The sequence below is a fragment of the Burkholderia sp. 22313 genome, assembly GCF_052045245.1.
Taxonomy (GTDB): Bacteria; Pseudomonadota; Gammaproteobacteria; order Burkholderiales; family Burkholderiaceae; genus Burkholderia.
On sequence record NZ_JBQEON010000005.1, the window covers coordinates 156,773 to 181,087 of the forward strand.

Here is a 24,315-nt window from a genome sequence, read left to right on the forward strand (position 1 = left end):
CTTCGGTCTGTCAGTTGGCGGCGTTGCCGGCGGCGAGCGCGCGGTCGCGCAGCTCGGCCTCGCGGGCCTTGTGTTCGTCGCTGAAGCGCACGGCCATCGCGCACAGCGCGGTCGCGGTGACGGCCAGGCCGAGCAGGCTCAGCGTGTGCTGCACGTCGCCGATGCCCTTCAGCAGGAAGGCCGCGGCGACCGCGCCGACGTTGCCGCCCGCGCCGATGATCCCCGCGACGCCACCGAGCGCCTTGCGGTCGATGAACGGCACGAGCGCATAGGTCGCGCCGCAGGCCATGTGCGTGAAGAGGCCGAAGGTCAGCATCGCGACGAGGGCGATGCCGATGCCTTGCGCATGCGAGAACCACAGCAGCCCGAGCCCTTCGCCGACGATCAGCGCGCACAGCAGCGTCGCGCGCACGTCGAGGCTGCGGCGCGCGGCGATCTTGTCCGACAGCCAGCCGCCGAGCGCGCGGGCGAACAGCGCGAGCAGCCCGAACAGGCCGACCGCGAAGCCGGCGTCCTTCAGCGACAGCCTGAAGTGATCGACGTAATACAGCGCGGCGACGTTGTGGATGAACACCTCGACGCCGAAGCACGCGCCGTACGTGACGAACAGCATCCACACGCGATAGTTGCCGCACGCGGCGAAGAAGCTCGCCCAGCCGCCCTTCTTGCCGCTGTCGACGGTCACGCCCTGCTTGCGCAGCGCGACGAAATCGCCTTGCGGGCAATCCTGCGTGAAGCGCCAGTACGCCCAGGCCATCGCGAGCATCGCGATGCCCGGCACGATCAGCGCGATGCGCCACGACGCGTCGTCGCCGAAACCGAGCATCAGGCCGGCCGCGACGAGCAGCGGCATCAGCGCCTGCGTCGCGCCCGCGCCCGCGTTGCCCCAGCCGGCCGTCGTCGCGTTCGCGGTGCCGACCACGTTGGGCGCGAACATCACCGACGTGTGGTACTGCGTGATCACGAAGCCCGCGCCGATCGCGCCGATGCCGAGCCGGCAGATCAGGAACGACAGGTAGTCATGCGTGAACGACACCGCGAACACGGGAATCGCGCCGAGCAGCAGCAGGCCCGCATACACGCGGCGCGGGCCGAAGCGGTCGCACATCGGGCCGACCAGCAGCCGCACGGCGATCGTCGCGATCACGGCGGCGATGTTGATGTTCGCGACCTGCGCCGCGGTGAGATGGAATTCGCGCGCGATCAGCGGCATCAGCGGCGCGCATGCGAACCATGCGAAGAAGCACACGAAGAACGCCATCCACGTCAGGTGGAACGCGCGCATCGGCGCGGTGCGGAAGCTGAAGAGATCGATACGGGTGGCTTTGCCGGTCATGTCATCCGCCAAACGAAAAACGGCGTCCCGCGCACCCGGTCTCGTCGAGAGACCCGATGCACAGGACGCCGTTGCCCATGAAGCCCGTTGCCGGGCACGTCAGTAATCGGTGCTGCGAACGAATCGCCGTTGATCCGCCCGAAGGAGCTTACGCAAGCACCGTGCCATGTCGCCCGGAATTGCGTCGTGGGCCCCGCTGCGCAAGGCTCGGCGGCGGCCACACGCCGCGCGCCGGCACGCTGCGCGCGGGGCGACAAGGCACAGACTTGGTGCGATGCAGCACTGTCCGCGTGCGACATCGCGGTGCGCACCGGCAGCGCGCGATGCACACCGATGCGGCATTGCAAGGCACGACGCGCGGCGCTCGCGTGCGGGCGCACCGCCGCCGCGCGGTGCTTGCGGCCGCGCTCGCGCGATCCACCGCCGCGCATCGTGTCGGGTGGCCCGGATATTGCTGATGACCGTGCATCACACCGGCGACGGCGCCGGTGGGCAGTCCCCGTAAAAGCAGGCCCGCCGTCGCAGGCGGGCGCAGCCGATCAGGACAACGACATCCCCGCCGCGCGCGGCACGGCCGATGCCGGGGTCGCTTCGACCGCCCGCCGCCGCCGCGCAACGACACGCAATCGACCGCCGCCCGCACGCGGCACTGGAGCACGACATGACGACAGGCAAAGTCACGCTGCTGGGCGCCGGCCCGGGCGACCCCGATCTCCTCACGCTGAAGGCCGCGAAGGCGCTGGCCGCCGCCGACGTGCTGCTGCTCGACGATCTCGTCGCGCCGGGCATCGTCGAACTCGCGCCGCAGGCGCGCGTGATCCGCGTCGGCAAGCGCGGCGGCTGCCGCTCGACGCCGCAGGCCTTCATCGAGCGGCTGATGTGCCGCTACGCGCTGCGCGGCGCGCACGTCGTGCGCGTCAAGGGCGGCGATGCGCTGCTGTTCGGCCGCGCCGGCGAGGAACTCGCGACGCTGCGCGCCGCCGCGATCCCGGTGGAGATCATCAACGGCATCTCGTCGGGATTCGCGGCCGCCGCGAGTCTCGGCATCTCGCTCACGCATCGCGAGCATTGCCAGGGCGTCACGTTCGTCACCGCACATCGCCAGGATCACGGCGAGCCCGACTGGGCGGCGCTCGCGGCAACCGGCACCACGCTCGCGATCTATATGGGGATGAGCCGCGTCGACAGCCTCGCGGCGGGCCTGCTCGCCGCGCTGCCCGCAGCGACGCCGGCCGCCGCCGTGCAATGGGCCGGCACGCCGCACGAACGCCGCTGGACCGGCACGCTCGGCGGCCTGGCACACGGCGTCGACGCCGCGCGGCTCGGCAGCCCGGCCGTGATCCTGGTCGGCGGGGCGATTGGCGAAGCGTCCGTGCTGGGCGCGGCCCCGGCAACCGACGTCGCATGCGAAGCGTCACTGTCCCGGGCCGCCTGAATGCACGTCATCGCGCGACCCCGTTCGCACGCCCTTCCCGACCACGGCGGCCGCGTTCGCGCGGGCTGCCGGGCGATCGCATCCGGGCTCCGGACGCGCCGCGCTTGCGCCCCGCGCCCAGGTTCATCGCCTTGCATTCCAGCCTGTCCGCCCCCGTTCGCGTCATGAGTTCGCCTGCTCCGCCCGCACGCCTGCGCGTGCTGCTCGTCACCGATACCGACAAGCCGATCGGCGAGCTCGGCGACGCGCTCGCGCGGCTCGGCTACGAGATGCTGAACGACGTCGCGACGCCCGCGCGCCTGCCCGCCGCCGTCGAGGAGCAGCGCCCCGACGTCGTGATCATCGATACCGATTCGCCATCGCGCGACACGCTCGAGCAACTGGCCGTGATGCACGCGACCGCGCCGCGCCCCGTGCTGATGTTCAGTCACGACGCCGACCAGGCGCTGATTCACGCGGCGGTCGGCGCGGGCGTCAGCGCGTATCTCGTCGAAGGGCTGTCGGCCGAGCGTCTCGCGCCGATTCTCGAAGTCGCGCTCGCGCGCTTCTCGCACGACGATGCGCTGCGCCGCCGGCTCGCCGACGTCGAGCGCGAACTCGCCGAACGCAAGCTGATCGATCGCGCGAAGCGCCTGCTGATGGACCAGCGCAAGCTGTCCGAGCACGACGCGTATGCGCAGTTGCGCAAGCGCGCGATGGATCAAGGGCTGCGCATCGTCGACGTCGCGCGGCAACTGCTCGACGCGCCCTCTCCATGACCGCCATGAACACTTCGCCTCCCGCCGCGCCGGAACGCGCGCATCTTCGTGTCGGGTTCGTCGCGCTCAGCGACGCGGCCCCGCTGATCGTCGCGCAGCAATTGAACCTCGGCGCGCGCCACGGCCTGACGCTGGAACTGAGCCGCCAGCCGTCGTGGGCCGCCGTGCGCGACAAGCTGCTGACCGGCGAACTCGACGCCGCGCATGCGCTGTACGGGCTCGTGTGCGGCCTGCAGCTAGGCATCGGCGGCCCTCGGGCCGACATGGCCGCGCTGATGGTGCTGAACCGCAACGGCCAGGCGATCACGTTCGCCCGCGGCCTCGCCGACGCGTACCGCGCAAGCGGCGACGTGCGCGCGGCGCTCGCGACGCTCGGCCGCAAGCCGCTGCTCGCGCAGACCTTCCCGACCGGCACGCACGCGATGTGGCTGAACCACTGGCTCGCATCGCACGGCGTCGATCCGCTGCGCGACGTGCGCAGCGTCGTGATTCCGCCGCCCGAGATGGTCGCGGCGCTCGCGAGCGGCGAACTCGACGGCTTCTGCGCGGGCGAGCCATGGCACGCGGTGGCCGACGCGTGCGGCGCGGGCCGGACCGTCGCCGTCACCAGCGAGATCTGGCCCGATCATCCGGAGAAGGTACTCGCCGCCCGGCGCGATTTCGGCGCGCTGTATCCGGCCACGGCGCGCGCGCTGATCCGCACGCTCGTCGATGCGTGCGCGTGGCTCGACGATGCCGCGCATCGTCGCGACGCGGCCGGCTGGCTCGCGTCGCCCGATGCGCTCGGCGTGCCGGCGCGGCTGATCGCGCCGCGCCTGCTCGGCGACTACGGCGCGGGGCCGTTCGCGCAGCCGCCGCTGCCGATCCGCTTCCACGACGGCGGCGCCGTGAACCGGCCGGATCCGCACGAAGGCCAGTGGTTTCTCGCGCAATACCGGCGCTGGGGCATGCTCGACGGGTCGCACGACGACGCGGGGATCGCCGCGGCGATCGCGCAGACTGCGTTGTATGATGCTGCGATCGCCGAAGGCGGTTCGGCGGGTACGTGAAACTCGACACGGGATGCCGGAGCCGCCGGGCACCGCACCGCGCGCTGCCGCGCGCTGCGGAACGCCTGACGCGATGCGCCGGCCGGACGCCTTCGTACCCGTGCCGCCCTTCCGTCCCCGTTCAGAATCGATGCCGAAACCCACGCGCACGCCGCTCGACGTGCTGCTCACCGAAATCCGCGCGTGCCGCGCGTGCGAAGCCGACCTGCCGCTCGGCCCGCGTCCCGTCGTGCGCGCCCATCGCGACGCACGCATCCTGATCGTCGGGCAGGCGCCCGGCGCCCGCGTCCATGCGAGCGGCATCCCGTGGGACGACGCGAGCGGCAAGCGGCTGCGCGACTGGCTCGGCGTCGACGCCGACACGTTCTACGACGAAACGCGCTTCGCGATCGTGCCGATGGGCTTCTGCTACCCGGGCCGCGGCGCGAGCGGCGACAACCCGCCGCGCCCCGAATGCGCGCGACTGTGGATCGACCGGCTACGCGCCGAATTGCCGTCGATCCGGCTGACGCTGCTGATCGGCCAGTACGCGCAGCGGCATTTTCTGCGCGACACGCGCAAGGCGACGCTGACCGATACCGTTGCGGCCTGGCGCGACTACGGCCCCGGCGTGCTGCCGCTGCCGCATCCGTCACCGCGCAACCAGTCGTGGTTCAAGCACCATCCGTGGTTCGATGCCGAAGTCGTGCCCGAACTGCGCCGGCGCGTCGCGCCGCTGGTGGCCGGCTGACGCGCGTGCCCGGCGGATTCCGGCCGCGCCCGGTTCGCTGTACCATCGCGGCTCCACCGCGTCACCAACAGCAGAATCCTTCATGCCCTCCATCGCCCCGCCGCGCCTGTACGGGATGCCCGAACGCAGCGACCGGCTCGATTTCTACATCCGCGACCAGGCGTCGCGCCAGGCGATCACCGAGCCGCACCGGCACGCCTATTTCCAGATCCAGTTCAACCTCGGCGGCGATACCGAGCAGCGGATCGGCGGCGTCACGCGGCCATTTCCGCGCGGCGCGCTCGCGTTCGTGCTGCCGCACCGCGAGCACCTGATTCCGCATCCGGAAGGCGCGCACTTCATCGTGATCAACTTCAGCCAGGCGTTCCTGCGTGCCGATCTCGACGTCGATCCGCTCGATCTCGAGGACGTGCCCGCGCACCGCTTTCCCGAGCTGACGCCGTTCCGATTCCAGGAACATCTCGACTTCATCCTGACCGGCGATGCGTTCGACGAGGCGCGCCGCCTCGCGCTGTGCATGCTCGACGCCGACCGCGTGCGCACCTTCGGCTCGACCACGCTGCTGCGCGGCTTCCTGCTGCAGCTGATCGGGCTCGTCTGCACGCAGTACGCGGGCGCGCTCGACAAGCTCGCGCAGCGCGGCGCCCAGCGCGCGGGCCGGCGCGACGCACTCGCGCGCGTGCTGCGCCACGTGCGCGCGAACCTGACCCGCGAGGACCTGACGCTCGCGGCCACCGCCGAGGCCGCGTTCCTGTCGCCGAACTACCTCGCGCACCTGGTGCGCAAGGAAACCGGCAGCACCTTCACCGATCTCGTGACCGAGCGCCGGATCGCGCTCGCGCAGTCGCTGCTCGCGCATACGAGCCGGCGCATCGCGGACATCGCGCGCTCGGTCGGCTTCCGCGACGAAGGGTATTTCGCGCGGCGCTTCCGCGCGCGGGTCGGCGTGTCGCCGAAGGCGTACCGCGACGCGAACGCCGCGCTGCCGGACACCGACGACGTGCCCGCGGCCGGCGACGCGTAGTTTTGTCCGCGTAGTTTTGTCCGGTAAAAGCGCAGGTGCGTCGCATTCGGGCACGGATGCGTCGGGTATCGTTCCATCCATGCCGGCCTGCGCCGCGAGCGCGGGCGCCGGCGTCCGTCCTTCCATCGAACGAGGCCTTCCGATGTCCGCATACGTCATTGACGCTTCCGAGCGTCCTTCCGTCGAAGTCGAACAGTCGTCCGCGCGCTTTCCGGTGCGCCGCGTGTTCTGTGTCGGCCGCAACTACGCCGACCACGCGCGCGAAATGGGCGCCGATCCCGACCGCGAACCGCCGTTCTTCTTCACGAAGCCGGCCGACGCGATCGTCCCGGCCGGCGGCACCGTTCCGTATCCGCCGCTGACGCACGACCTTCATCATGAAATCGAGCTGGTCGTCGCGATCGGCAAGGACGGCCGGTCGATCGACCCGGCCGACGCGCTGACGCACGTGTGGGGCTACGGCGTCGGCGTCGACCTCACGCGCCGCGACCTGCAGGCCGAAGCGAAGAAGCTGAGCCGGCCGTGGGACTGGGCGAAGGGTTTCGACGCGTCGGGCCCCGTGACCGCGCTGCGCGCGGCGACCGCCACCGGCCATCCGGCAAGCGGCCGGATCTGGCTCGCGGTCAACGGCGAAACGCGTCAGCAAGGCGATCTCGCCGACATGATCTGGGCCGTGCCGGACGTGATCGCGTATGTGTCGCGCTCGGTCGAGCTGAAGGCCGGCGACCTGATCTTCACCGGCACGCCGGCCGGCGTCGGCGCGCTGCAGCCGGGCGATCGCGTGACGGGCGGCGTCGATGGCGTCGCGACGTTCGAGTTCGTGGTGGGCGCGAAGCCGTAACGGATCGCATGGGCGTGGACGCATGCGTCGCGTCGCCCACGACCGAGCCGGGCGGCAAACCTGTCGTACCGGATCGGGATACCCGTCAACGCCCTACCGCGCCCTACCGCGCCCGCACCGACACGAACTTGCGCGCGTTCTCGCGCTGGATCAGCACGGCGATCACGCCGCCGCGCGCTTCGAGCGCCTGCACGTCGTCCGGCGTTTCGAGCAGCGTGTCGTTGAGTTCGAGCACGACGTCGCCCGGCCGAATGCCCGCGCTCGCGGCCGGCCCGTGCACCGCATCCACCATCATCCCGACCGCGAGCCCCGTCGACCGCCGTTCCGCATCGCTCAGCGCATGCATCGTCAGCCCGAGCCGATCGCCCGTGTCGGCCGGCCGGGCGGCGGCGGCAATCGCCACGCCCGCTGCGCCGGCAGCACCAACCGTGCCTGCGCTGCCGGCCCCGGCCGCGTTGTCGATCGCGTCGCCCGGCCCGGCCCCCGCCCCGGTGACCGTCAGCATCATCGGCGTGCGATTGCGGATCAGTCGCAGCGGCGCCCTCGCGCCGGGCGGCAATGCGGCAGCGAGGTCGTTCAGCTCGGCCGATCGGCCGATCGGCGTACCGCCGAACTGCACGATCACGTCGCCGGGCTTCACGCCGGCCGCGGCAGCCGGCGAGCCGGGATCGACGCCGTTGACGAGCGCGCCGGCCGGACGCGGCAGCCCGAACGCGGCGGCCAGCCCGGCACCGACATCCTGCACGTCGACGCCCAGCGCATCGCCGGACGACGCGCGCTGCGCCTGCGCGTTGGCACGCATCTGCGCCTGCACTTGCGCACGCACCTTCGCCGCAAGCGCGATCGGAATCGCGAACGTCGTGCTCGCGTAGCGGTCGGCGCCGGTATAGACCTGCACCGCGATGCCGATCACGTCACCCGCGCGGTTGAACACAGGGCCGCCCGAATTGTCGGGATTGACCGCGATATCGGTCTGGAAGAATGGAAACGGGCTGCCGTCCGGCAGCGCATGCGACGTCGCGCTGACGATGCCGGCCGTGACCGTGTCGCCCGAGCCGTCCGGCGCGCCGATCGTCATCACCGGTTCGCCCGCGCGGATCCGCGCCGAATCGCCGAGGCGCACGACCGGCAGCTTCGTCGCGTCGACGTGCAGCACGGCGACGTCGCTCTGCGGATCGACGGCCAGCACCGTCGCCTTCAGGTCACGGTGATCGGCCAGCCGCACCGTGACGTCGGTTGCGTCGGCAACCACGTGCGCGGACGTCAGGATCATCCCGTCCGCGCTGACGATGAAGCCTGAGCCGCTGCCCGAGATCGCGCGCGGCGACGTATCGGGCGCCGGCGCCTGCGGGCCCTGGCCGGGCATGGGTGGCGGCGCAGGCGGCGCGCCGCGGCGGAAGAACGCGGCGAGCGGATCGTCGGGATCGAGGATGGCGAACGACGGGCCGCCGGCCTGCTGGTCGGGCGCGGCGGTCATGATGGTCACGACCGCCGGGCCGTAGCGGTCGACGATCGCCGGAAAATCGACCGGCATCGAGTAAGGCCGGGCGACGGGCCTGCTCTTCATGACGGGTGGTGCGGCGGGCGGCGCGACGGTCGCGGCAACGGTGGGCGGCGACGACGGCACAATGCCGGCGAATACGCCCCCGATCAACGCGGTGCGAAGCACGGCGCGAGCAAGCGTGTTGCGAACCAAGGTGCACCTCCCCCGGCAATCGCGGCGACGTCCCGCACGAGACGCGCGGACGCCCGACAAGCACCGGTACACCCATCCATTTATAGTCCACGCTGCGTCGCGCAATATACGATTCGAAACCCGCATGCCGGACGGCCGTATTGCGGCAGAGCCGCGACAGCGTTCATTCCGGGCAAAGTTCGCGGTTCGTCAATCGGAATATTCACCTCGAATTGCATGCGATGCACGTGCCCGAAACGCGTACCGCACCACCGTCGCGCGATCAGGCCAGCGCAAGAAAATTCCGCACCACCGCCGACGGATCATCGCGCCGCGACGCGATCGCCAGCCGCGCGCGCAGCCGGTTATCCGCGACCGGCCGATACACGACACCCGCGACCTGCACCTGCGTGATCGCCTGCGGCACGATCGACACGCCGAGCCCGGCCGCGACGAGCGTCACCGCCGACGTGATTTGCGGCGCGGGCTGCCCCATGCGCGGTTGAAACCCGGCGGCATTGCACGCGGCGACGATGTCGTCGAACAGCGCGCTGCCGGCTTCACGCGGCACCTGCACGAACGCCTCGTCGGCCAGTTCCGCCAGATCGATCCGGCGCCGTTGCGCGAGCCGATGCGCGACCGGCAGCGCGACCGACATCGGTTCCTCGTCCCAGTCCGCTGCCCGCAACGTATCGGCGATACGGCGCTCCGGACGCACGATCGCGACATCGAGCCGCCCGGCCTCCAGCGCCTCGAACAGCACGCCGGAGGTCGCCTCCTGCAACGTCAGCTCCGTGTCCGGAAACGCTTCGCGAAAGCGGCGAAGCAGGTCGGCCACTTTCGCATTGAAGGCCGCCGTCCCCGTGAAACCGACGCGCAGTTGCCCGATTTCCCCGCGGGCGGCCCGCCGTGCCGCCCGCGCCGCGCGCTCCGCGTCGTCGAGCACGCGGCGCGCCTCTTCCGCGAACACCTCGCCGGCCACGGTCAGTTCGGCGCCGCGGGCGGTCCGTTTGAACAGTTCCACGCCGAGTTCGCGCTCGAGCGCCTTGATCTGCTGGCTCAGCGGCGGCTGCCCCATGCCGAGCGTTTCGGCGGCCTTCGTGAAGTTCGACGTGGCGGCCACGGCCAGAAAATAGCGGAGATGCCGAAGTTCCATACGGTAGGTGATCCCAGGGATGGAGGTAAGCGATACGGCGCCTTCACGCAGCCCTTCAGGCCAGTCGCAAAACGTATCGCCACGGTTTCTTTCATATATTGGACATATGCATGAGCGTGCGCAAGAATTCGGGTATCCCCTGACCCATCGGGTGCAAACCATGTCTTCTCCCGCGATTTCGCCTGCCGTGCGTCACGTGCCGAACGCGGCGCCGGATGCGCTGCCCGCCGGCGTGTCGCCGCGCTCGGCGGCCTACAAGCGCATCGCGCTGGCGCTCTTCCTGGCCGGCTTTTCGACCTTCTCGCTGCTGTACTGCGTGCAACCGCTGCTGCCCGCGTTCGCGCGCGAATTCCATATCGGCGCGGCGTCGAGCTCGCTGTCCCTGTCGCTGTCGACCGGGATGCTGGCCGTCTCGATCCTGTGCGCCGGCGCACTGTCCGAACGCGTCGGGCGGCGCGGGCTGATGTTCGCGTCGATGACGCTGGCCGCACTGTTCAACCTGCTGGCGGCCGTTTCGCCGAACTGGAACCTGCTGCTGGTCTGGCGCGCGCTCGAGGGTTTCGCGCTCGGCGGCGTTCCGGCGGTGGCGATGGCCTATCTGGCCGAGGAAATCGCGTCCGACGGGCTGGGCCTGTCGATGGGACTCTATGTCGGCGGCACCGCATTCGGCGGGATGATCGGGCGAATCGGGATGAGCGCGCTCGAAGAGTATTTCTCGTGGCGCACCGCGATGCTGACGATCGGCGTCGTCGACCTCGTCGCGGCGATCGCGTTCGTGATGCTGCTGCCGCGGTCGCGACGCTTCGTGAAGCGAACCGACCTGACGCTGCGTCATCACCTGCGGCTATGGAACGCGCAACTGCATCACGCGCGGCTTCCGTTCGTGTTCGTCATCGGCTTCCTCGTGATGGGCTCGTTCGTGACCGTATACAACTACGCCGGGTTCCGGCTGACGGCCGCGCCGTTCAACCTGAGCGCGAGCGCATGCGGGCTGATCTTCGGCGCCTACCTGTTCGGGATGGTGTCGTCGTCGAGCGCGGGCGCGCTCGCCGATCGTCTCGGGCGGGCGCCCGTCCTCGTCAGCGGCATTGTCGTGTTCGCGGCCGGCCTCGCGCTGACGCTGTCGCATTCGCTCGTCGCGATCATCGTCGGGATCGTGCTGATCACGATCGGCTTCTTCGTCGCCCATGCGGTGGCGAGCGGCTGGGTCGGGCACCTTGCCGGCTCCGCGAAGGGGCACGCCGCGTCGCTGTACCTGCTCGCGTACTACCTCGGGTCGAGCGTGCTCGGCTCGGTCGGCGGCACGTTCTGGCAACACGGCGCGTGGGGCGCGGTGGCCGCGTATGTCGCGGCGCTGCTGGTGCTGAGCCTGGTGTGCGCTCGCCGCATCATGCGGGCGGATCGCCTGCGGTAACGCCTTCCCGATCGGTCGTACCGGCTGGTCGCACGACCGCCGGCGCCATCCCGCGATGCGCGGGTCGCCACACCGGTTGCGCGCCGCGGGGCGGCCGGCCCATCGCACCGGTGCGTACGCGATTCAATCGCCCGCCACCCGATGCGCGATCGTCGACAACGTCCGCAGCATCGGCGCGAACGCATCGGCCGACGTATTGCCGAACCCGAGCACGAGCCCGTTGGCCGCCGACGTCGCGTGAATCGAAAACCCCGACAGCGGAAACGGCCCGACGCCATGCGCGCGCGCCGCTTCGACGATCGCGCGGTCGCGATAACGCGCCGGCAGCCGCAGCGTCAGATGCAGCCCGCACGGCCCGCCCTCGACCTGATGCGGCACGGTGAACGCGTCGTCCAGCGCGGCGAGCAGCAGGCGCCGCCGGTCGCGATACAGCCGGCGCATCCGCCCGAGATGCCGCCCGTATTCCCCCGTCTCGATGAAATCGGCGAGCGCGAGCTGCACGTGGCGCGTCCCGCCGCGCAGCATCTCCGGCAGCGCCGGCCGCACCGCAGCCAGCAGCGCGTCGGGCAGCACCAGAAAGCCGATCCGCAGCGCCGGAAACATCGTCTTGCTGAAGGAGCCGAGATAGACGACCGGCGAATCGGCCGCAAGCCCGTGCAGCGCGCCGATCGGCTCGCCGGTATGACGAAACTCGCTGTCGTAGTCGTCCTCGATGATCCACGCGCGATGCCGGCGCGCGGCGTCGATCAGCGCGAGCCGGCGCGAGATCGACAGCACCGCGCCGGTCGGGAACTGGTTCGACGGCGTCGTGTAGACGAGCCGCGGCGTCCGTTCGCGCCAGTCCGCTTCCTCCGCGCACAGCCCCTCCGCGTCGACCGGCATCGGCACGACGTCGAGATCGGCGGCCTGCATCGCGCTGCGCGCGCCGCGATAGCCGGGCTCCTCGACCCAGACCGTGTCGCCCGGGTTCGTCAGCAACTGCGCGCACAGCGCGATCGCCCCTTGCGCGCCTTCCGTCATCACGATCTGCTCGGGATCGCACCGCACGCCGCGCGTCACGGCCAGATGGCGCGCGATCGATTCGCGCAGCGCGCGCTCGCCGAGCGGGTCGCCATACGCGAGCAGCTCGCGGCCGGCACGGCGCAGCGCGCGGTCGATCGCGTGCCGCCATGCGTCCACCGGGAAATGCGACAGCGCGGGCACGCCCGGCCGGAAGCCCTCCGACTCGCCGGTGCCGATCAGGCTCGGACGGATCCGGCCGAGCCGTTGCGCGACGGCCGGCGGCGCGGCCCGCCTGCGCGGCGCGGCCGGCCGCGACAGGCCGACCACCCGTGTGCCGCGACGATCGGATTGGAGGAAGCCTTCGGCGACGAGCTGCTCGTAGACGGCCGCGGTGGTGTTGCGCGACACGCCAAGCGTCTCGGCCAGCGCGCGCGTGCCGGGCAGCCGCGTGCCGGCCGGCATCGCGCCGCCGAGAATCGCGTCGCGCACGCGCCGCAGCAATTGCCGCTGCAACGAAGGCGCGCCGGCCGTGCGCGCGAGCGGCGCGTCGAGCGGCAACGGCGGCGTGGCGCCGGAGGAAAAGGCAGTCGTCATCGGGTTGTCGCGGCCTGGCAGTTTCGGTGGATGGCGCATCGATCGGGGCACTGACCCGGCGCTTTCAAGGCACCTTCGCGGCACCATTGCGGCATCCTCGTGGCACCATAAATTTGCGATGGTCTGGCGCTTCTCATGGTACCTCGCCGGGACTACGATCGTCTGCATACCGGCATGTCGCCGGCGCCAACCGAAGCGAGATCGACCTTGTCCACGCTCACCAACGCCTTCCAGCAGCCCATCGGCCGCCCCGTTTCCGACTGGTCCGCGCGCCCGCGCCCCGAGCGCATCGTGCTCGAGGGCCGCTACTGCCGCCTCGAACCGCTCGACGCCGACCGCCATGCCGCCGACCTGTACGCCGCTTACGCGCAGGCGCCCGACGGCGGCGACTGGACCTATCTCGCGCACGGGCCGTACGCCGACGCATCGGGCTACCGCGACTACGCGCGCGGCGCGGCCGCCAGCGCCGATCCGCTGCACTACACGGTGATCGACCGCGCGACGAACCGGGCGGTCGGCACGCTCGCGCTGATGCGCATCGATCCGGCCAATGGCGTGATCGAGGTCGGCTCCGTCACGTTCTCGCCGCTGCTCAAGCGCACGCCGATCTCGACCGAAGCGCAGTACCTGCTGATGAAGTACGCGTTCGACACGCTCGGCTACCGGCGCTACGAATGGAAGTGCGACGATCTCAACGAACCGTCGCGCAAGGCCGCCGCGCGGCTCGGCTTCCGGTACGAAGGCACGTTCCGGCAGGCGCTCGTCTACAAGGGCCGCAATCGCGACACCGCGTGGTTCTCGATCGTCGACGGCGAATGGCCGGACGTGCGCGCCGCGTTCGAAGCGTGGCTCGCGCCGGAGAACTTCGACGCCGACGGCGCGCAGCGCGCGTCGCTCGTCGCGATCCGCCACGCGCAGGCGCGCGACGCCGCCGGCCGCGCGAACGACGCGACGCGCGTCACCGTCCGGCCGCTCGTGGCGGCCGACGAAGCCGCATGGCGGCCACTGTGGCAGGGTTACCAGAAGTTCTACGACACCACGCTGAGCGACGCCGTATTCGCGACGACGTGGGCGCGTCTGATGGATCCGGACGAACCGATGTTCGTGCTCGGCGCATTCGATGCGGCGGGTGTGCTGGTCGGCATCGTGCACGCGATTTACCACCGCTCGTGCTGGACCGAAGGCCCGTACTGCTATCTGCAGGACCTGTTCACGGCAGCCGGCGCACGCGGACAAGGCGCGGGCGGCGCGCTCATCGAGGCCGTGTACGAGCGGGCCCGCGAGGCCGGTGCGAGCCGCGTGTACTGGCTCACGCACGACACCAACACGACCGCCCGCGCGCTGTACGACAAGCTCGCGAACAACGCGGGGTTCATCCAGTACCGGAAGGACCTGAAGTAACGCGGTAACGTGGCCGGCCGAGCGGCGTCCAGTCCGTCACGTCGGCCGGTTTCGGCCAGCACCGGCCGGAACACCACGCACGACCGGACTGCCGCAGATGATACAAATTGAAGTTAACTTCAAGTAACGGGGAAACGCGTGCAACGATGCGTTTCGCTGATCACCGCAATGGGCTCGCACGGCGCCGGCGCGCCTGAGCCGGGCGTCTCGCGCTCCGTCTCGTCGTGGTGAGACAAATGTCGCGGCGTCTCACGCGCCCCCGGCGTCGCGATCGCAGCACATTCCCCGCGCGACGCGCATCGCCCCGCCTGCCATCAACGCACGGCGGGCTGCTGCATCGCACACTGCCTGCCCTGCGTCGTTGCCGCGCAGCCGGCCGTTCGAGCTGGCCCCATTCCTGCATGTCGATCGCTCGCGCAATCGCGCGACGGACGCGCCGGCCCCTTGCCGCGCGCCCGACGACAACCTGACGGAGACAGCAACGTGAATACACCGGCACCGAACCCCGCACCCAGCATGAAAGCCGCCGTCTGGCACGGCCGCCACGACATCCGCGTCGAAGCGGTTCCCGTTCCGGCGCACCCGCCGGCCGGCTGGGTCCAGATCCGCGTGCACTGGTGCGGAATCTGCGGCTCCGATCTGCACGAATACGTCGCCGGCCCCGTATTCATCCCCGTCGACGCGCCGCATCCGCTGACGGGCCTGAAGGGCCAGTGCATCCTCGGCCACGAGTTCAGCGGCGAAATCGCGGCGCTCGGCGCCGGCGTGACCGGCTTCGCGGTGGGCGAGCGCGTGACGGCCGACGCATGCCAGCATTGCGGCACCTGCTGGTATTGCAGGCACGGGCTCTACAACATCTGCGAGAACCTCGCGTTCACCGGGCTGATGAACAACGGCGCGTTCGCCGAATTCGTGAACGTGCCGGCCGAGCTCCTGTACAAGCTGCCCGACGACTTCCCGACCGAGGCCGGCGCACTGATCGAACCGCTCGCGGTCGGGCTGCATGCGGTGAAGAAGGCCGGCAACATCGTCGGCCAGACGGTCGTCGTGGTCGGCGCCGGCACGATCGGCCTGTGCACGATCATGTGCGCGAAGGCCGCGGGCGCCGGGCGCGTGATCGCGCTGGAAATGTCGGCCGCGCGCAAGGAGAAGGCGCTGGAGGTCGGCGCAACGGTCGTGATCGACCCGAAGGCGTCCGACGCGATCGCGGAAATCAAGGCGCTGACGGGCGGCTACGGCGCGGACGTGTCGTTCGAATGCATCGGGCACACGGCCACCGCGCAGCTCGCGATCGACGTGATCCGCAAGGCCGGCAAATCGGTGATGGTCGGCATTTTCGAGGAGCCGACGCCGTTCAACTTCTTCGACATCGTGTCGACCGAGAAGGAAGTCATCGGCTCGCTCGCGTACAACGGCGAATTCGCGGACGTGATCCGCTTCATCGCGGACGGCCGCATCGACGTGCAGCCGCTGATCACCGGGCGGATCACGCTCGGCGACATCGTCACGCACGGCTTCGAGGAACTGGTCAACCACAAGGACCGGAACGTGAAGATCATCGTCCAGCCCGCGACCGCGTGACGGAGCCCTGCCGTGGCGGTGCCGTGACCGGCGCGTGACGGCCGGGTGCGGCCGGGCGGCGACGGGCCACCTGGCGGACGGCCCTGATTCGGCCCCGTCGCCCGGCCGGCGCGCGGCCTCGCCCGCTTTCGGTGTGCATGCAACGGCGCACCGCCCGCCACGCGCGGGGTCCGACTTCGATATACTCGAAGCGACCTCACTGCCCCGCGCGCCGCCCGCGCGCCCGCCTCCGTGAAACCACGAGCCGGCCTGATCCTCGAACTCGTCGTCAACCTGCTGCTGCCCTGGGTCGCCTACCGGGTCGCGCATCCGTATTTCGGCGAAACCGGCGCGCTGTACGCGTCGGCGATCCCGCCGATCATCTGGTCCGTCATCGAATTCATCCGCTCGCGCCGCGTCGATGCGGTGGCCGCCATCGTGCTGCTCGGCATCGCGCTGTCGATCGCCGGCATGGCGCTCGGCGGCAGCGCGCGCACCCTGCTGATGCGCGAATCGCTCGCGTCCGGCACGATCGGCGTCGTGTTCCTGCTGTCGCTGTTCCGCGATCGCCCGCTGATCTTCTATCTCGCGCGGGCGACGGTGGCCCGCGAGATGACCGGCGGCGCCGCGCGTTTCGAGACGGTCTGGGCCGAGCAGCCGGGGCTGCGCCAGATGCTCCGGCTGATGACCTTCGTCTGGGGCGCGTGCATGACGCTGGAGATGCTGCTGCGCCTTTGGATGGTCGTCACGTGGCCCGTCGAGCGCGTGCTCGTCGTGTCGCCGATCATGGGCTACACGGTGTTCGGCGTGCTGATGCTGTGGACCTTCTGGTACCGGCGGCGGATGCGCGAGCGCAACCGCGTCGACATCCCGACCCGCGACGGCGTCACCGAAATCGCCGGCCGCTGAGTGTGGGCCGCATCGGCCGCATCGGCCCGCCCCGCCTGGCACGGCCGGCCACGCGGCCTGTCACGGTCGCTGGGGTATGATGCGCGGCGTCTCGTTCGCCCCGTGCATGCCCCATGTCTCTCTCGCTTCTCCCGTGCGCCACGATCTGGCTCGCGCTGTTCGCGGCCGCCGCGTTTGCGTGGCACCGCCCGCTGCACGGCCCGAGCATCGCCCTCGCCGCACTCGGCTATGCCGGCGCGCTGGTCTTCGGCAAGCTGTCGCCGATCGTGCTCGCGCCGTTCGCGCTGCTCGCGGCCGCCGCCTGGGGCGTCGCGCCGGGCCGACCGCGCGCGGTGCGGATCGTCGCGCACGTCGTGTTTGCCGCACTCGCGATCGCGCTGAGCCTGCACCTGATCCCGGGCTTCCACAATCCGCGCGTGATCGAGCCGACGCGCTTCACGCCGGACGCCGTGCCGTTCACGATGTACCTGAATTTCGACAAACCGCTGGTGGGCCTGTGGCTGCTGTGGGTGCTGCCATGGGTCGCGCCGGACGTCCCGCCGGCGCGCGCGCTGCGCACCGGCGCCGTGGCGGCCGTCGCGACGGCGGCGGCCTGCCTGGCCGGCGCACTCGCGTTCGGGATGGTCGGCTGGGCGCCCAAATGGCCGGCGTCGGGCTGGATGTGGCTCGTCAACAACGTGCTGTTCGTGACGCTCGCCGAGGAGGCGCTGTTCCGCGGCTACGTGCAAGGCGGGCTGACGCGCGTGCTTGGCCGGTTCGGCTGGGGGCCGTGGGCCGCGCTCGCGAGCGGCGCGGTGCTGTTCGGCGCCGCGCATGCCGCCGGCGGCTGGCCCTGGATCGTGCTCGGCACGGTGGCCGGCGTCGGCTACGGCCTGGCATGGCGGCGCGGCGGGCTGCTCGCGTCCGCGCTCGCGCATGCGGGGCTGAACGCGATCCACTTCGGGCTGTTCACCTACCCGATGCTCGCCGCCGCGCACTGAACGCCGTGCGCCGCGCCCGCCGGCAGCCCTGCCGGGTCGCGCGCGCCGACGAGCCGGAACCGCGGGCTTGACGCGCCGACATGACGCCGACGGCCGCGCCGACGCGCAGCGCAACCGGCGCTCCGGACGCGCGGCGTTGCGCCGCGCCCGGTCGTGCGTGGAAGGACGCGCCGCTTACTTGATCTGGTCGGCGAGCGGCTGCAGGAATTCGGAGAAGCCGGTCAGCATGATCTGCACGCCGATGCACAGCAGCAGGAACGCCGACACGCGCTTCGCGACCTTGGTGCCTTCGATGCCGAGATAGCGCGACAGCAGCGCCGCGCGGCTGTAGGTCAGCCAGATGACGACCGCGACGAGCGCCGACACCGCGATCGACACGATGCTCGACAGCATGAATTCCGACAGCTTGTGCGTGCGGTTCGCGTTCAGCGCGATCGCGGTGGCGATCGAGCCGGGGCCGACCGTCAGCGGCACGGTCAGCGGGAAGAACGCGCGCGTCATGATCGCGTTCGCGTCGATCGGCTTGATCGGCGTATCGCCGCCGCCCGCCGGACCGTCCGGCTCGTTCAGCATCTGCCAGCCCGCGACGGCGACCGCGAAGCCGCCACCGATCCGCAGCGCTTCCATCGAGATCCCGAAGAAATGCAGCACCGGCGTGCCGACGAAAAACGCCACCAGCAACACGATGAACCCGTTGAACGCCACCTTCTTCGCGAGCAGGTTCCGCTCGTGCTCGGTCAGCGCCTCGGTGCGTTCGAGAAACAGGAACGCAATGCCGATCGGATTGATGATGCCGATCAGGCCGGTGAAGCCGAACAGGATCTCGGAGATAAGGCGGTTGACGATCATCGGGGCGAGGAAGCGGTCGGGGCTGGGCCGGCGACGGTCAAGGCCGCGCCGGGGGTCACGCATTGTAGAGCAAGCGCCCGCGCCCGAGACGCAATGCGCGGCCCGGACCGGCGGGCCGCGCCACGACGTTATGCGGCGCCCGGCTCCCACGCCGGCGGCCGCTTCGCGAAGAACGCGGCGAAACCCTCCTTCGCTTCCGGCGTCGCGCGCACGCGGGAGATCGTCTGCGCGGTGAATGCCGCGCGTTCCTCCGACGGCGGATATTCGCCGATCGCATCGAAAAAGCGCTTGATCTCCATCAGCGCGTTCGGGCCATTGCGGCTCAGTTCGGCAAGCGTCTTGTCGAGCGCGGCGTCGAGCGCGTCGAGCGGCACGGCCTGGTGGATCAACCCGATCGCGACGGCTTCGCCAGCCGCGAGCTGCGTCGCGGTCAGCGCGAGCCGGCGCGCCTGGCGCTGGCCGACCGCTTCGACCAGATACGGGCCGATCACCGACGGCAGGATCCCGAAGCGCGCCTCGCTGACCGAAAACCGCGCGTGGTCGCTCGCGATCACGATGTCGCAGGCCGCGCACAGACCGACGCCGCCACCGAACGCGTGGCCCTGCACGCGCGCGACCGTCGGCTTCGGGCACTGCCGGATCGAGCGCATCATCGCGGCGAACCGCTCGGCGTCGCGCAGGTTCGCGGCCGCATCGTTCGCGCTCGCGCGCTGCATCCACTGCAGGTCGGCGCCCGCGCAGAACGCGCGGCCGTCCGAGCGCAGCACGATCGCGCGCACGTCGTCGCGCCGGCCGAGCGTCGTAAACGCCTCGGTCAGCTCGGCGATCATCGTCTCGTCGAACGCGTTGAGCACGTCGCCGCGCTGCAGCGCGACGGTCGCGATGCCGCGCGCATCGACGGCCACGGCCAGGGTCTTCAATTCATCCATCGAACAGGTTTCCTCGCGGTAGAACAGGGAACGGCGCAGCTCAGGCGGCCTGCCGGCGGTCGATCACGCGCCGGGCCTTGCCGGTCGCGCTCGCGGGAATGCCGCCCGCGCCGAGCACGGTCACGCCGGCCGACACGCCGATCATCGTCTTGATCCGGTGCTGCAGTTCGCGCGCGATCGCCGCGCGCTCGCCGTCGGTCATGCCGGCGGCAGCCTCGGAGCGCAGTTCGACCGCGAGGTCGAGCCGGTCCATGTGGCCGTCGCGCGACAGCGTGATCTGGAACAGTCCCGACAGCTTCGTCTGCGCGACGACGATTTCCTCGATCTGGCTCGGGAACACGTTCACGCCGCGCACGATCAGCATGTCGTCGGAGCGGCCCGTGATCTTCGCGAGCCGGCGCATCGCGCGCGCGGTCGGCGGCAGCAGCGCGGTGAGGTCGCGCGTGCGGTAGCGGATCACCGGCATCGCTTCCTTCGTCAGCGACGTGAACACGAGCTCGCCCTCGCTGCCGTCCGGCAGCACTTCGCCGGTCACGGGGTCGATGATCTCCGGATAGAAATGGTCTTCCCAGATCACCGGACCGTCCTTCGTCTCGACGCATTCGCACGCAACGCCCGGCCCCATCACCTCCGACAGCCCGTAGATGTCGAGCGCGTCGATGCCCACGCGCGTCTCCACTTCCTCGCGCAGCGCCTGCGTCCACGGCTCCGCGCCGAAGATGCCGATCTTCAGCGACGACTCGGCCGGGTCCATCCCCTGCCGCACCATCTCGTCGATCAGGTTCAGCATGTACGACGGCGTGACGAGGATGATCCTCGGCTCGAAATCGCGGATCAACTGCACCTGCTTCTCGGTCTGCCCGCCCGACATCGGCACGACCATGCAGCCGAGCCGCTCGGCGCCGTAATGAATCCCGAGGCCGCCGGTGAACAGCCCGTAGCCGAATGCGTTGTGCAGCGTGTCGCCGGGACGGCCGCCGGCCGCGCGGATCGAACGCGCGGTCACGTTCGCCCAGGTGTCGATGTCGCGCGCCGTGTAGCCGACCACGGTCGGCTTGCCGGTCGTGCCGCTCGACGCATGCACGCGCACCACCTGCTCGCGCGGCACGGCGAACAGCCCGAACGGATAGTTGTCGCGCAAATCGTTCTTGGTCGAGAACGGGAATCTGGCGAGATCGGCGAGCGACGTCAGGTCGTCCGGGTGCACGCCTGCCGCGTCGAACGTCCGGCGATAGTGCGGGACGTTGTCGTACGCGTGGCGCAGCGACCACTTGAGGCGCTCGAGCTGCAGCGCCTGCAGTTCGTCGCGGCTGGCGGTCTCGATCGGGTCGAGGGCGGCGGCGGGATGCGTCGGGTGTGTCATCGGGGTGCTCCTCCAGTGGAGTGATGTCGTTATCGTGATCCGGGTGATGGGGCGGGCGGCTAGCGGAACGTGCGGCCGGCCGCGTGCAGCGCGGCGATGCGCGGCGACACGCGATAGCGGTCCTCGCCGTAGCTCGCCGCCAGGTTCGACAGCACGCGATGCACGCGGCCGATGCCGATCGCATCGGCCCACGCGAGCGGGCCGCACGGGTAGTTCACGCCCTTCTCCATCGCGAGATCGAGATCGGCCGGCGAGCACACGCCCTGGTTCACCGTGTCGGCCGCTTCGTTCGCGAGCATCGCGACGGTGCGCATCGCGACCATGCCCGGCACGTCGGCGACGCCGACGACGCGCAAGCCCGCTTGCTGGAACAGGCCGACCGCATCGGCATAGGCGGCGTCGCAGCACTGGAGCGCGCGCGTCAGCGCGACGAGCCCGGCCTGCGCGTAGTCGCGCGCGAGATCGACGAGCACCAGATCGGCCACGCCGGTTTGCGCGGCACGCGCCGTCGCGGTGCGGCCGTCCGTCAGCGCGATCGACGCGCGGCCGGCCACGGCGAGCAGTTCGTCGGCATGCGCGCCGGTCTGGCGCGCACCGGCGATGCGTTCGACGAAGCGCGCATGCAGCGCGGCGGCCGGGCCGTCCTGCGCGAACAGCGCGACGTCGGCCGGCGCGTCGCGCGGCGCCTCGAGCTCGGGTGCGGGCGGCGGCGCGCCATCCGCATACGAATAGAAGCCGCGCCCCGACTTGCGCCCGAGGAAGCCGGCGTTCACGAGTTCCTGCTGGATCAGCGACGGCGTGTAGCGCGGATCGTTGAAATACGCGCGGAACACCGACTCGGTCACCGCGAAGTTCACGTCATGCCCGATCAGGTCCATCAGCTCGAACGGCCCCATCCGGAAACCACCGGCGTCGCGCATCACCGCGTCGATCGAGGCCGGCGTGCCGCCCTGTTCGTTCAGCACGCGCAGCGCCTCCGCGTAATACGGCCGCGCGACGCGGTTCACGATGAAGCCCGGCGTCGATTTCGCCAGCACCGGCCGCTTGCCCCACGCGGCGGCCGTGTCGTACAGCGCCTGCGCGACCTCGGGCGCGGTCGCGAGCCCGCTGACCACCTCGACGAGCGCCATCAGCGGCGCCGGATTGAAGAAATGCAGGCCGGCCACGCGCTGCGGTGCGCGCAGCCCGGCCGCGATCGACGTGATCGAGATCGACGACGTGTTGGTCGCCAGCACGCAGCGATCGTCGACATGGCGTTCGAGCGTCGCGAAGATCTCGCGCTTCACGTCGAGCCGCTCGGCCGCCGCCTCGACGATCAGCGCGGCGCCGGCGAACTCGACCCACGTGCGTACCGCGCGAATCCGGTTGCCGGCGGCGGCGGCCTGCGCCGGTGCCATCCGGCCTTTCTCCGCGAGCCGCGCGAACTGCGCGCGGATGCCCGCCAGCGCCTTGTCGCACGCGGCCTCGTTCAGGTCGTACAGCAGCACCGCATGGCCGGCCGCCGCCGCAACCTGCGCGATGCCCGCGCCCATCGCGCCCGCGCCGATCACGCCGACGACCGCCGACGGCGCCAGCGCGCCCGAATTCACCGAATGTGCAGAAGAAACAGCCATCGCTTGCGATCCGTCATGAAGTGGAAGTGCGAGCGATTATAAACCGACCGGTCGGTAGATTTATGTCAGGGCGAGCCCGAATTTGTCGGGCAAGACACCGTTACGGAAACTGCAAAAACAAAAAAATCGAACTTCCCGGGCACTTTTTGTAAACCGAAAGGTCAATGAAAGTGTTCGAATATGAGATAGTGACCCCCGAACGCCTGATAAAATTCGACAAACCGCCGGATTTCAGGGGGAAACCGCGTGTCACGCCGCCGCTGCCGCCCAATGCCCGCCCCCTTTCGGGTCGGGTTCCGCGCGATCGGCCCGCCGGCCGTCACGTCGGCGCGCGCCGCCATCGGCATCCGGTCGCATCGAACCGTTTCATCCAGCGACGGGCTTCGGCCCGCCCGCGCCCCTCGCCGCCTCATGGCAGCGAACGCCAGGCAGCACCGCTTCGCGCTGCCGCCCATCAGTTTCATCGTTCTCGTTCGGCGGATTATCCGGCCGGGCTTCGTCAACCCGTGACGGCGCGTCGCGCGCCGCCACTCGCATAGGGAAACCGTCCATGCCGATCTCGTCCAACCCGCTCCCGCGCTGGACCCTCTGGGCCCCGCTTGCCGCCTGGCTGGTACTCGCGCTGTCGCGCGCCGTGCCGGCCGAAGGCCTCGTCATCGCGCTGTTCGCCGCCGCGCTCGCCGGCGCCGTGTTCGCCGCCGTCCACCATGCCGAAGTCGTCGCGCACCGCGTCGGCGAGCCGTTCGGCACGCTCGTGCTCGCGGTCGCCGTGACCGTCATCGAAGTCGCGCTGATCGTGTCGGTGATGCTCGGCGCCGGCCCCGAGAAGTCGGGCCTCGCGCGCGACACCGTGTTCGCCGCCGTGATGATCATCTGCAACGGCATCGTCGGCCTGTGCCTGCTGGTCGGCGCGTGGAAGCACGGCGAACAGGATTTCCAGGGGCGCGGCGCGAGCAAGGCGCTCGCGGTGCTCGCGTCGCTGTCGGTGCTGTCGCTCGTGATGCCGAACTACCTGAGCGCCGCTCCGGGCCCGTTCTTCTCGAAATCGCAGCTCGCGTTCGCGGGCGTCGCGTCGCTCGTGCTGTACGGCGCGTTCGTGTTCGTGCAGACCGTGCGCCATCGCGACTACTTCCTGGCCGCGCACGACAGCGCGAACGAAGCGGTGCACGCGGCGGCACCGAGCAACCGCACCGCGGCCACCAGCATGGTCCTGCTGTTCGCGAGCCTCGTCGCGGTCGTGCTGCTCGCGAAGCTGCTGTCGCCGGCCGTCGAGCATGCGGTGATGCAGCTCGGCGCCCCCGAAGCGGCGGTCGGCATCGTGATCGCCGCGCTCGTGCTGCTGCCGGAAGGGCTCGCGGCCGTCACCGCCGCGCGGGCGAACCGGCTGCAGACCAGCATGAACCTCGCGCTCGGTTCGGCGCTCGCGAGCATCGGGCTCACGATCCCGACCGTCGCGGCCGTGTTCATCTGGGTCGGCCAGCCGCTCACCCTCGGCATCGGCGCGATGGAAACCGTGCTGCTGTCGCTCACGCTGCTCGTCAGCACGCTGACGTTGAGCCAGGGGCGCACGACGGTGCTGCACGGTGTCGTGCACCTGGCGCTGTTCGCCGCTTACCTGTTCCTGTCCATCACCCACTGATGCGGAACGGCGCGGGGCCCGGCGGATCGTCTCCGTCGGGCCCCGCGTGTCACGTCAC

21 protein-coding genes are annotated in these 24,315 nt (G+C 70.6%); 12 read left to right on the forward strand and 9 right to left on the reverse strand.

Going from position 1 to position 24,315, the window contains the following annotated elements; translation table 11 throughout:
• Positions 1-10: 10 nt before the first annotated feature.
• Positions 11-1,336 (reverse strand): MFS transporter, encoded by a 1,326-nt coding sequence (locus ACTJKF_RS06745; RefSeq protein WP_440622782.1) that lies wholly within the window; start codon positions 1,334-1,336, stop codon positions 11-13.
• 661 nt (positions 1,337-1,997) lie between these two features.
• Between ACTJKF_RS06745 and cobA the strand changes: the two genes are divergently transcribed.
• From cobA to ACTJKF_RS06775, 6 genes are all read left to right on the forward strand, one after another.
• Positions 1,998-2,771 (forward strand): uroporphyrinogen-III C-methyltransferase, encoded by a 774-nt coding sequence (gene cobA, locus ACTJKF_RS06750; protein ID WP_440622783.1) that lies wholly within the window; start codon positions 1,998-2,000, stop codon positions 2,769-2,771.
• Positions 2,772-2,935: 164 nt separating this feature from the next.
• Complete coding sequence (locus ACTJKF_RS06755; RefSeq protein ID WP_440622784.1) at positions 2,936-3,529, forward strand: ANTAR domain-containing response regulator; 594 nt, start codon at positions 2,936-2,938, stop codon at positions 3,527-3,529.
• A 5-nt stretch (positions 3,530-3,534) separates the two neighbouring features.
• Complete coding sequence (locus tag ACTJKF_RS06760; protein ID WP_440622785.1) at positions 3,535-4,578, forward strand: CmpA/NrtA family ABC transporter substrate-binding protein; 1,044 nt, start codon at positions 3,535-3,537, stop codon at positions 4,576-4,578.
• Between the two features lie 130 nt (positions 4,579-4,708).
• Complete coding sequence (locus ACTJKF_RS06765; RefSeq protein ID WP_440622786.1) at positions 4,709-5,308, forward strand: uracil-DNA glycosylase family protein; 600 nt, start codon at positions 4,709-4,711, stop codon at positions 5,306-5,308.
• Between the two features lie 82 nt (positions 5,309-5,390).
• The gene (locus tag ACTJKF_RS06770; RefSeq protein ID WP_440622787.1) at positions 5,391-6,332 is read left to right on the forward strand and encodes a helix-turn-helix transcriptional regulator; all 942 of its coding nucleotides are present in this window, start codon (positions 5,391-5,393) and stop codon (positions 6,330-6,332) included.
• Between the two features lie 142 nt (positions 6,333-6,474).
• The gene (locus tag ACTJKF_RS06775) at positions 6,475-7,173 is read left to right on the forward strand and encodes a fumarylacetoacetate hydrolase family protein (RefSeq protein ID WP_440622788.1); all 699 of its coding nucleotides are present in this window, start codon (positions 6,475-6,477) and stop codon (positions 7,171-7,173) included.
• A gap of 103 nt (positions 7,174-7,276) precedes the next feature.
• On the opposite strand, the gene ACTJKF_RS06780 is transcribed toward ACTJKF_RS06775, so the two are convergent.
• Both ACTJKF_RS06780 and ACTJKF_RS06785 read right to left on the reverse strand, forming a co-directional pair.
• Positions 7,277-8,869 (reverse strand): trypsin-like peptidase domain-containing protein, encoded by a 1,593-nt coding sequence (locus ACTJKF_RS06780; RefSeq protein WP_440622789.1) that lies wholly within the window; start codon positions 8,867-8,869, stop codon positions 7,277-7,279.
• Positions 8,870-9,131: 262 nt separating this feature from the next.
• Positions 9,132-10,004 carry a LysR family transcriptional regulator gene (locus ACTJKF_RS06785; protein ID WP_440622790.1) on the reverse strand — a complete coding sequence of 291 codons (873 nt, stop codon included), beginning with the start codon at positions 10,002-10,004 and terminating at the stop codon, positions 9,132-9,134.
• Between the two features lie 160 nt (positions 10,005-10,164).
• Here ACTJKF_RS06785 and ACTJKF_RS06790 point away from each other — a divergent pair, with 160 nt between their 5' ends.
• Positions 10,165-11,418, forward strand: a complete 1,254-nt coding sequence (locus tag ACTJKF_RS06790) for an MFS transporter (protein ID WP_440622791.1) — start codon at positions 10,165-10,167, stop codon at positions 11,416-11,418.
• A gap of 123 nt (positions 11,419-11,541) precedes the next feature.
• On the opposite strand, the gene pdxR is transcribed toward ACTJKF_RS06790, so the two are convergent.
• Positions 11,542-13,014 (reverse strand): MocR-like pyridoxine biosynthesis transcription factor PdxR, encoded by a 1,473-nt coding sequence (gene pdxR, locus ACTJKF_RS06795; RefSeq protein WP_440622792.1) that lies wholly within the window; start codon positions 13,012-13,014, stop codon positions 11,542-11,544.
• A 207-nt stretch (positions 13,015-13,221) separates the two neighbouring features.
• On the opposite strand from pdxR, the gene ACTJKF_RS06800 reads away from it, so the two are divergent.
• From ACTJKF_RS06800 to ACTJKF_RS06815, 4 genes are all read left to right on the forward strand, one after another.
• Positions 13,222-14,415, forward strand: coding sequence for a GNAT family N-acetyltransferase (locus ACTJKF_RS06800; RefSeq protein ID WP_440622793.1), 1,194 nt, complete (start codon positions 13,222-13,224; stop codon positions 14,413-14,415).
• A 516-nt stretch (positions 14,416-14,931) separates the two neighbouring features.
• Positions 14,932-15,996, forward strand: coding sequence for a 2,3-butanediol dehydrogenase (locus tag ACTJKF_RS06805; RefSeq protein WP_440622794.1), 1,065 nt, complete (start codon positions 14,932-14,934; stop codon positions 15,994-15,996).
• A 231-nt stretch (positions 15,997-16,227) separates the two neighbouring features.
• Complete coding sequence (locus ACTJKF_RS06810) at positions 16,228-16,884, forward strand: VC0807 family protein (RefSeq protein ID WP_440622795.1); 657 nt, start codon at positions 16,228-16,230, stop codon at positions 16,882-16,884.
• 113 nt (positions 16,885-16,997) lie between these two features.
• Entirely contained in the window at positions 16,998-17,864 is an 867-nt protein-coding gene (locus ACTJKF_RS06815; protein WP_440622796.1) for a lysostaphin resistance A-like protein, read from the forward strand.
• Positions 17,865-18,038: 174 nt separating this feature from the next.
• Here the strand turns inward: ACTJKF_RS06815 and ACTJKF_RS06820 are convergent, their stop codons facing one another.
• The 5 genes from ACTJKF_RS06820 to ACTJKF_RS06840 all read right to left on the reverse strand — a co-directional run bounded on the left by ACTJKF_RS06820 (position 18,039) and on the right by ACTJKF_RS06840 (position 23,082).
• Positions 18,039-18,713 (reverse strand): MarC family protein, encoded by a 675-nt coding sequence (locus tag ACTJKF_RS06820; protein WP_440622797.1) that lies wholly within the window; start codon positions 18,711-18,713, stop codon positions 18,039-18,041.
• A 128-nt stretch (positions 18,714-18,841) separates the two neighbouring features.
• Complete coding sequence (locus ACTJKF_RS06825; protein WP_440622798.1) at positions 18,842-19,642, reverse strand: enoyl-CoA hydratase-related protein; 801 nt, start codon at positions 19,640-19,642, stop codon at positions 18,842-18,844.
• A gap of 40 nt (positions 19,643-19,682) precedes the next feature.
• On the reverse strand, positions 19,683-21,005 hold the full coding sequence (gene paaK, locus ACTJKF_RS06830; protein ID WP_440622799.1) for a phenylacetate--CoA ligase PaaK: 1,323 nt from the start codon (positions 21,003-21,005) through the stop codon (positions 19,683-19,685).
• A 59-nt stretch (positions 21,006-21,064) separates the two neighbouring features.
• The gene (locus ACTJKF_RS06835) at positions 21,065-22,618 is read right to left on the reverse strand and encodes a 3-hydroxyacyl-CoA dehydrogenase (RefSeq protein WP_440622800.1); all 1,554 of its coding nucleotides are present in this window, start codon (positions 22,616-22,618) and stop codon (positions 21,065-21,067) included.
• Positions 22,619-22,779: 161 nt separating this feature from the next.
• Positions 22,780-23,082 carry a hypothetical protein gene (locus ACTJKF_RS06840; protein WP_440622801.1) on the reverse strand — a complete coding sequence of 101 codons (303 nt, stop codon included), beginning with the start codon at positions 23,080-23,082 and terminating at the stop codon, positions 22,780-22,782.
• 86 nt (positions 23,083-23,168) lie between these two features.
• Between ACTJKF_RS06840 and ACTJKF_RS06845 the strand changes: the two genes are divergently transcribed.
• A complete protein-coding gene (locus ACTJKF_RS06845; RefSeq protein ID WP_440622802.1) occupies positions 23,169-24,257 on the forward strand; it encodes a calcium:proton antiporter in 1,089 nt (362 codons plus the stop codon).
• Positions 24,258-24,315 lie beyond the last annotated feature (58 nt).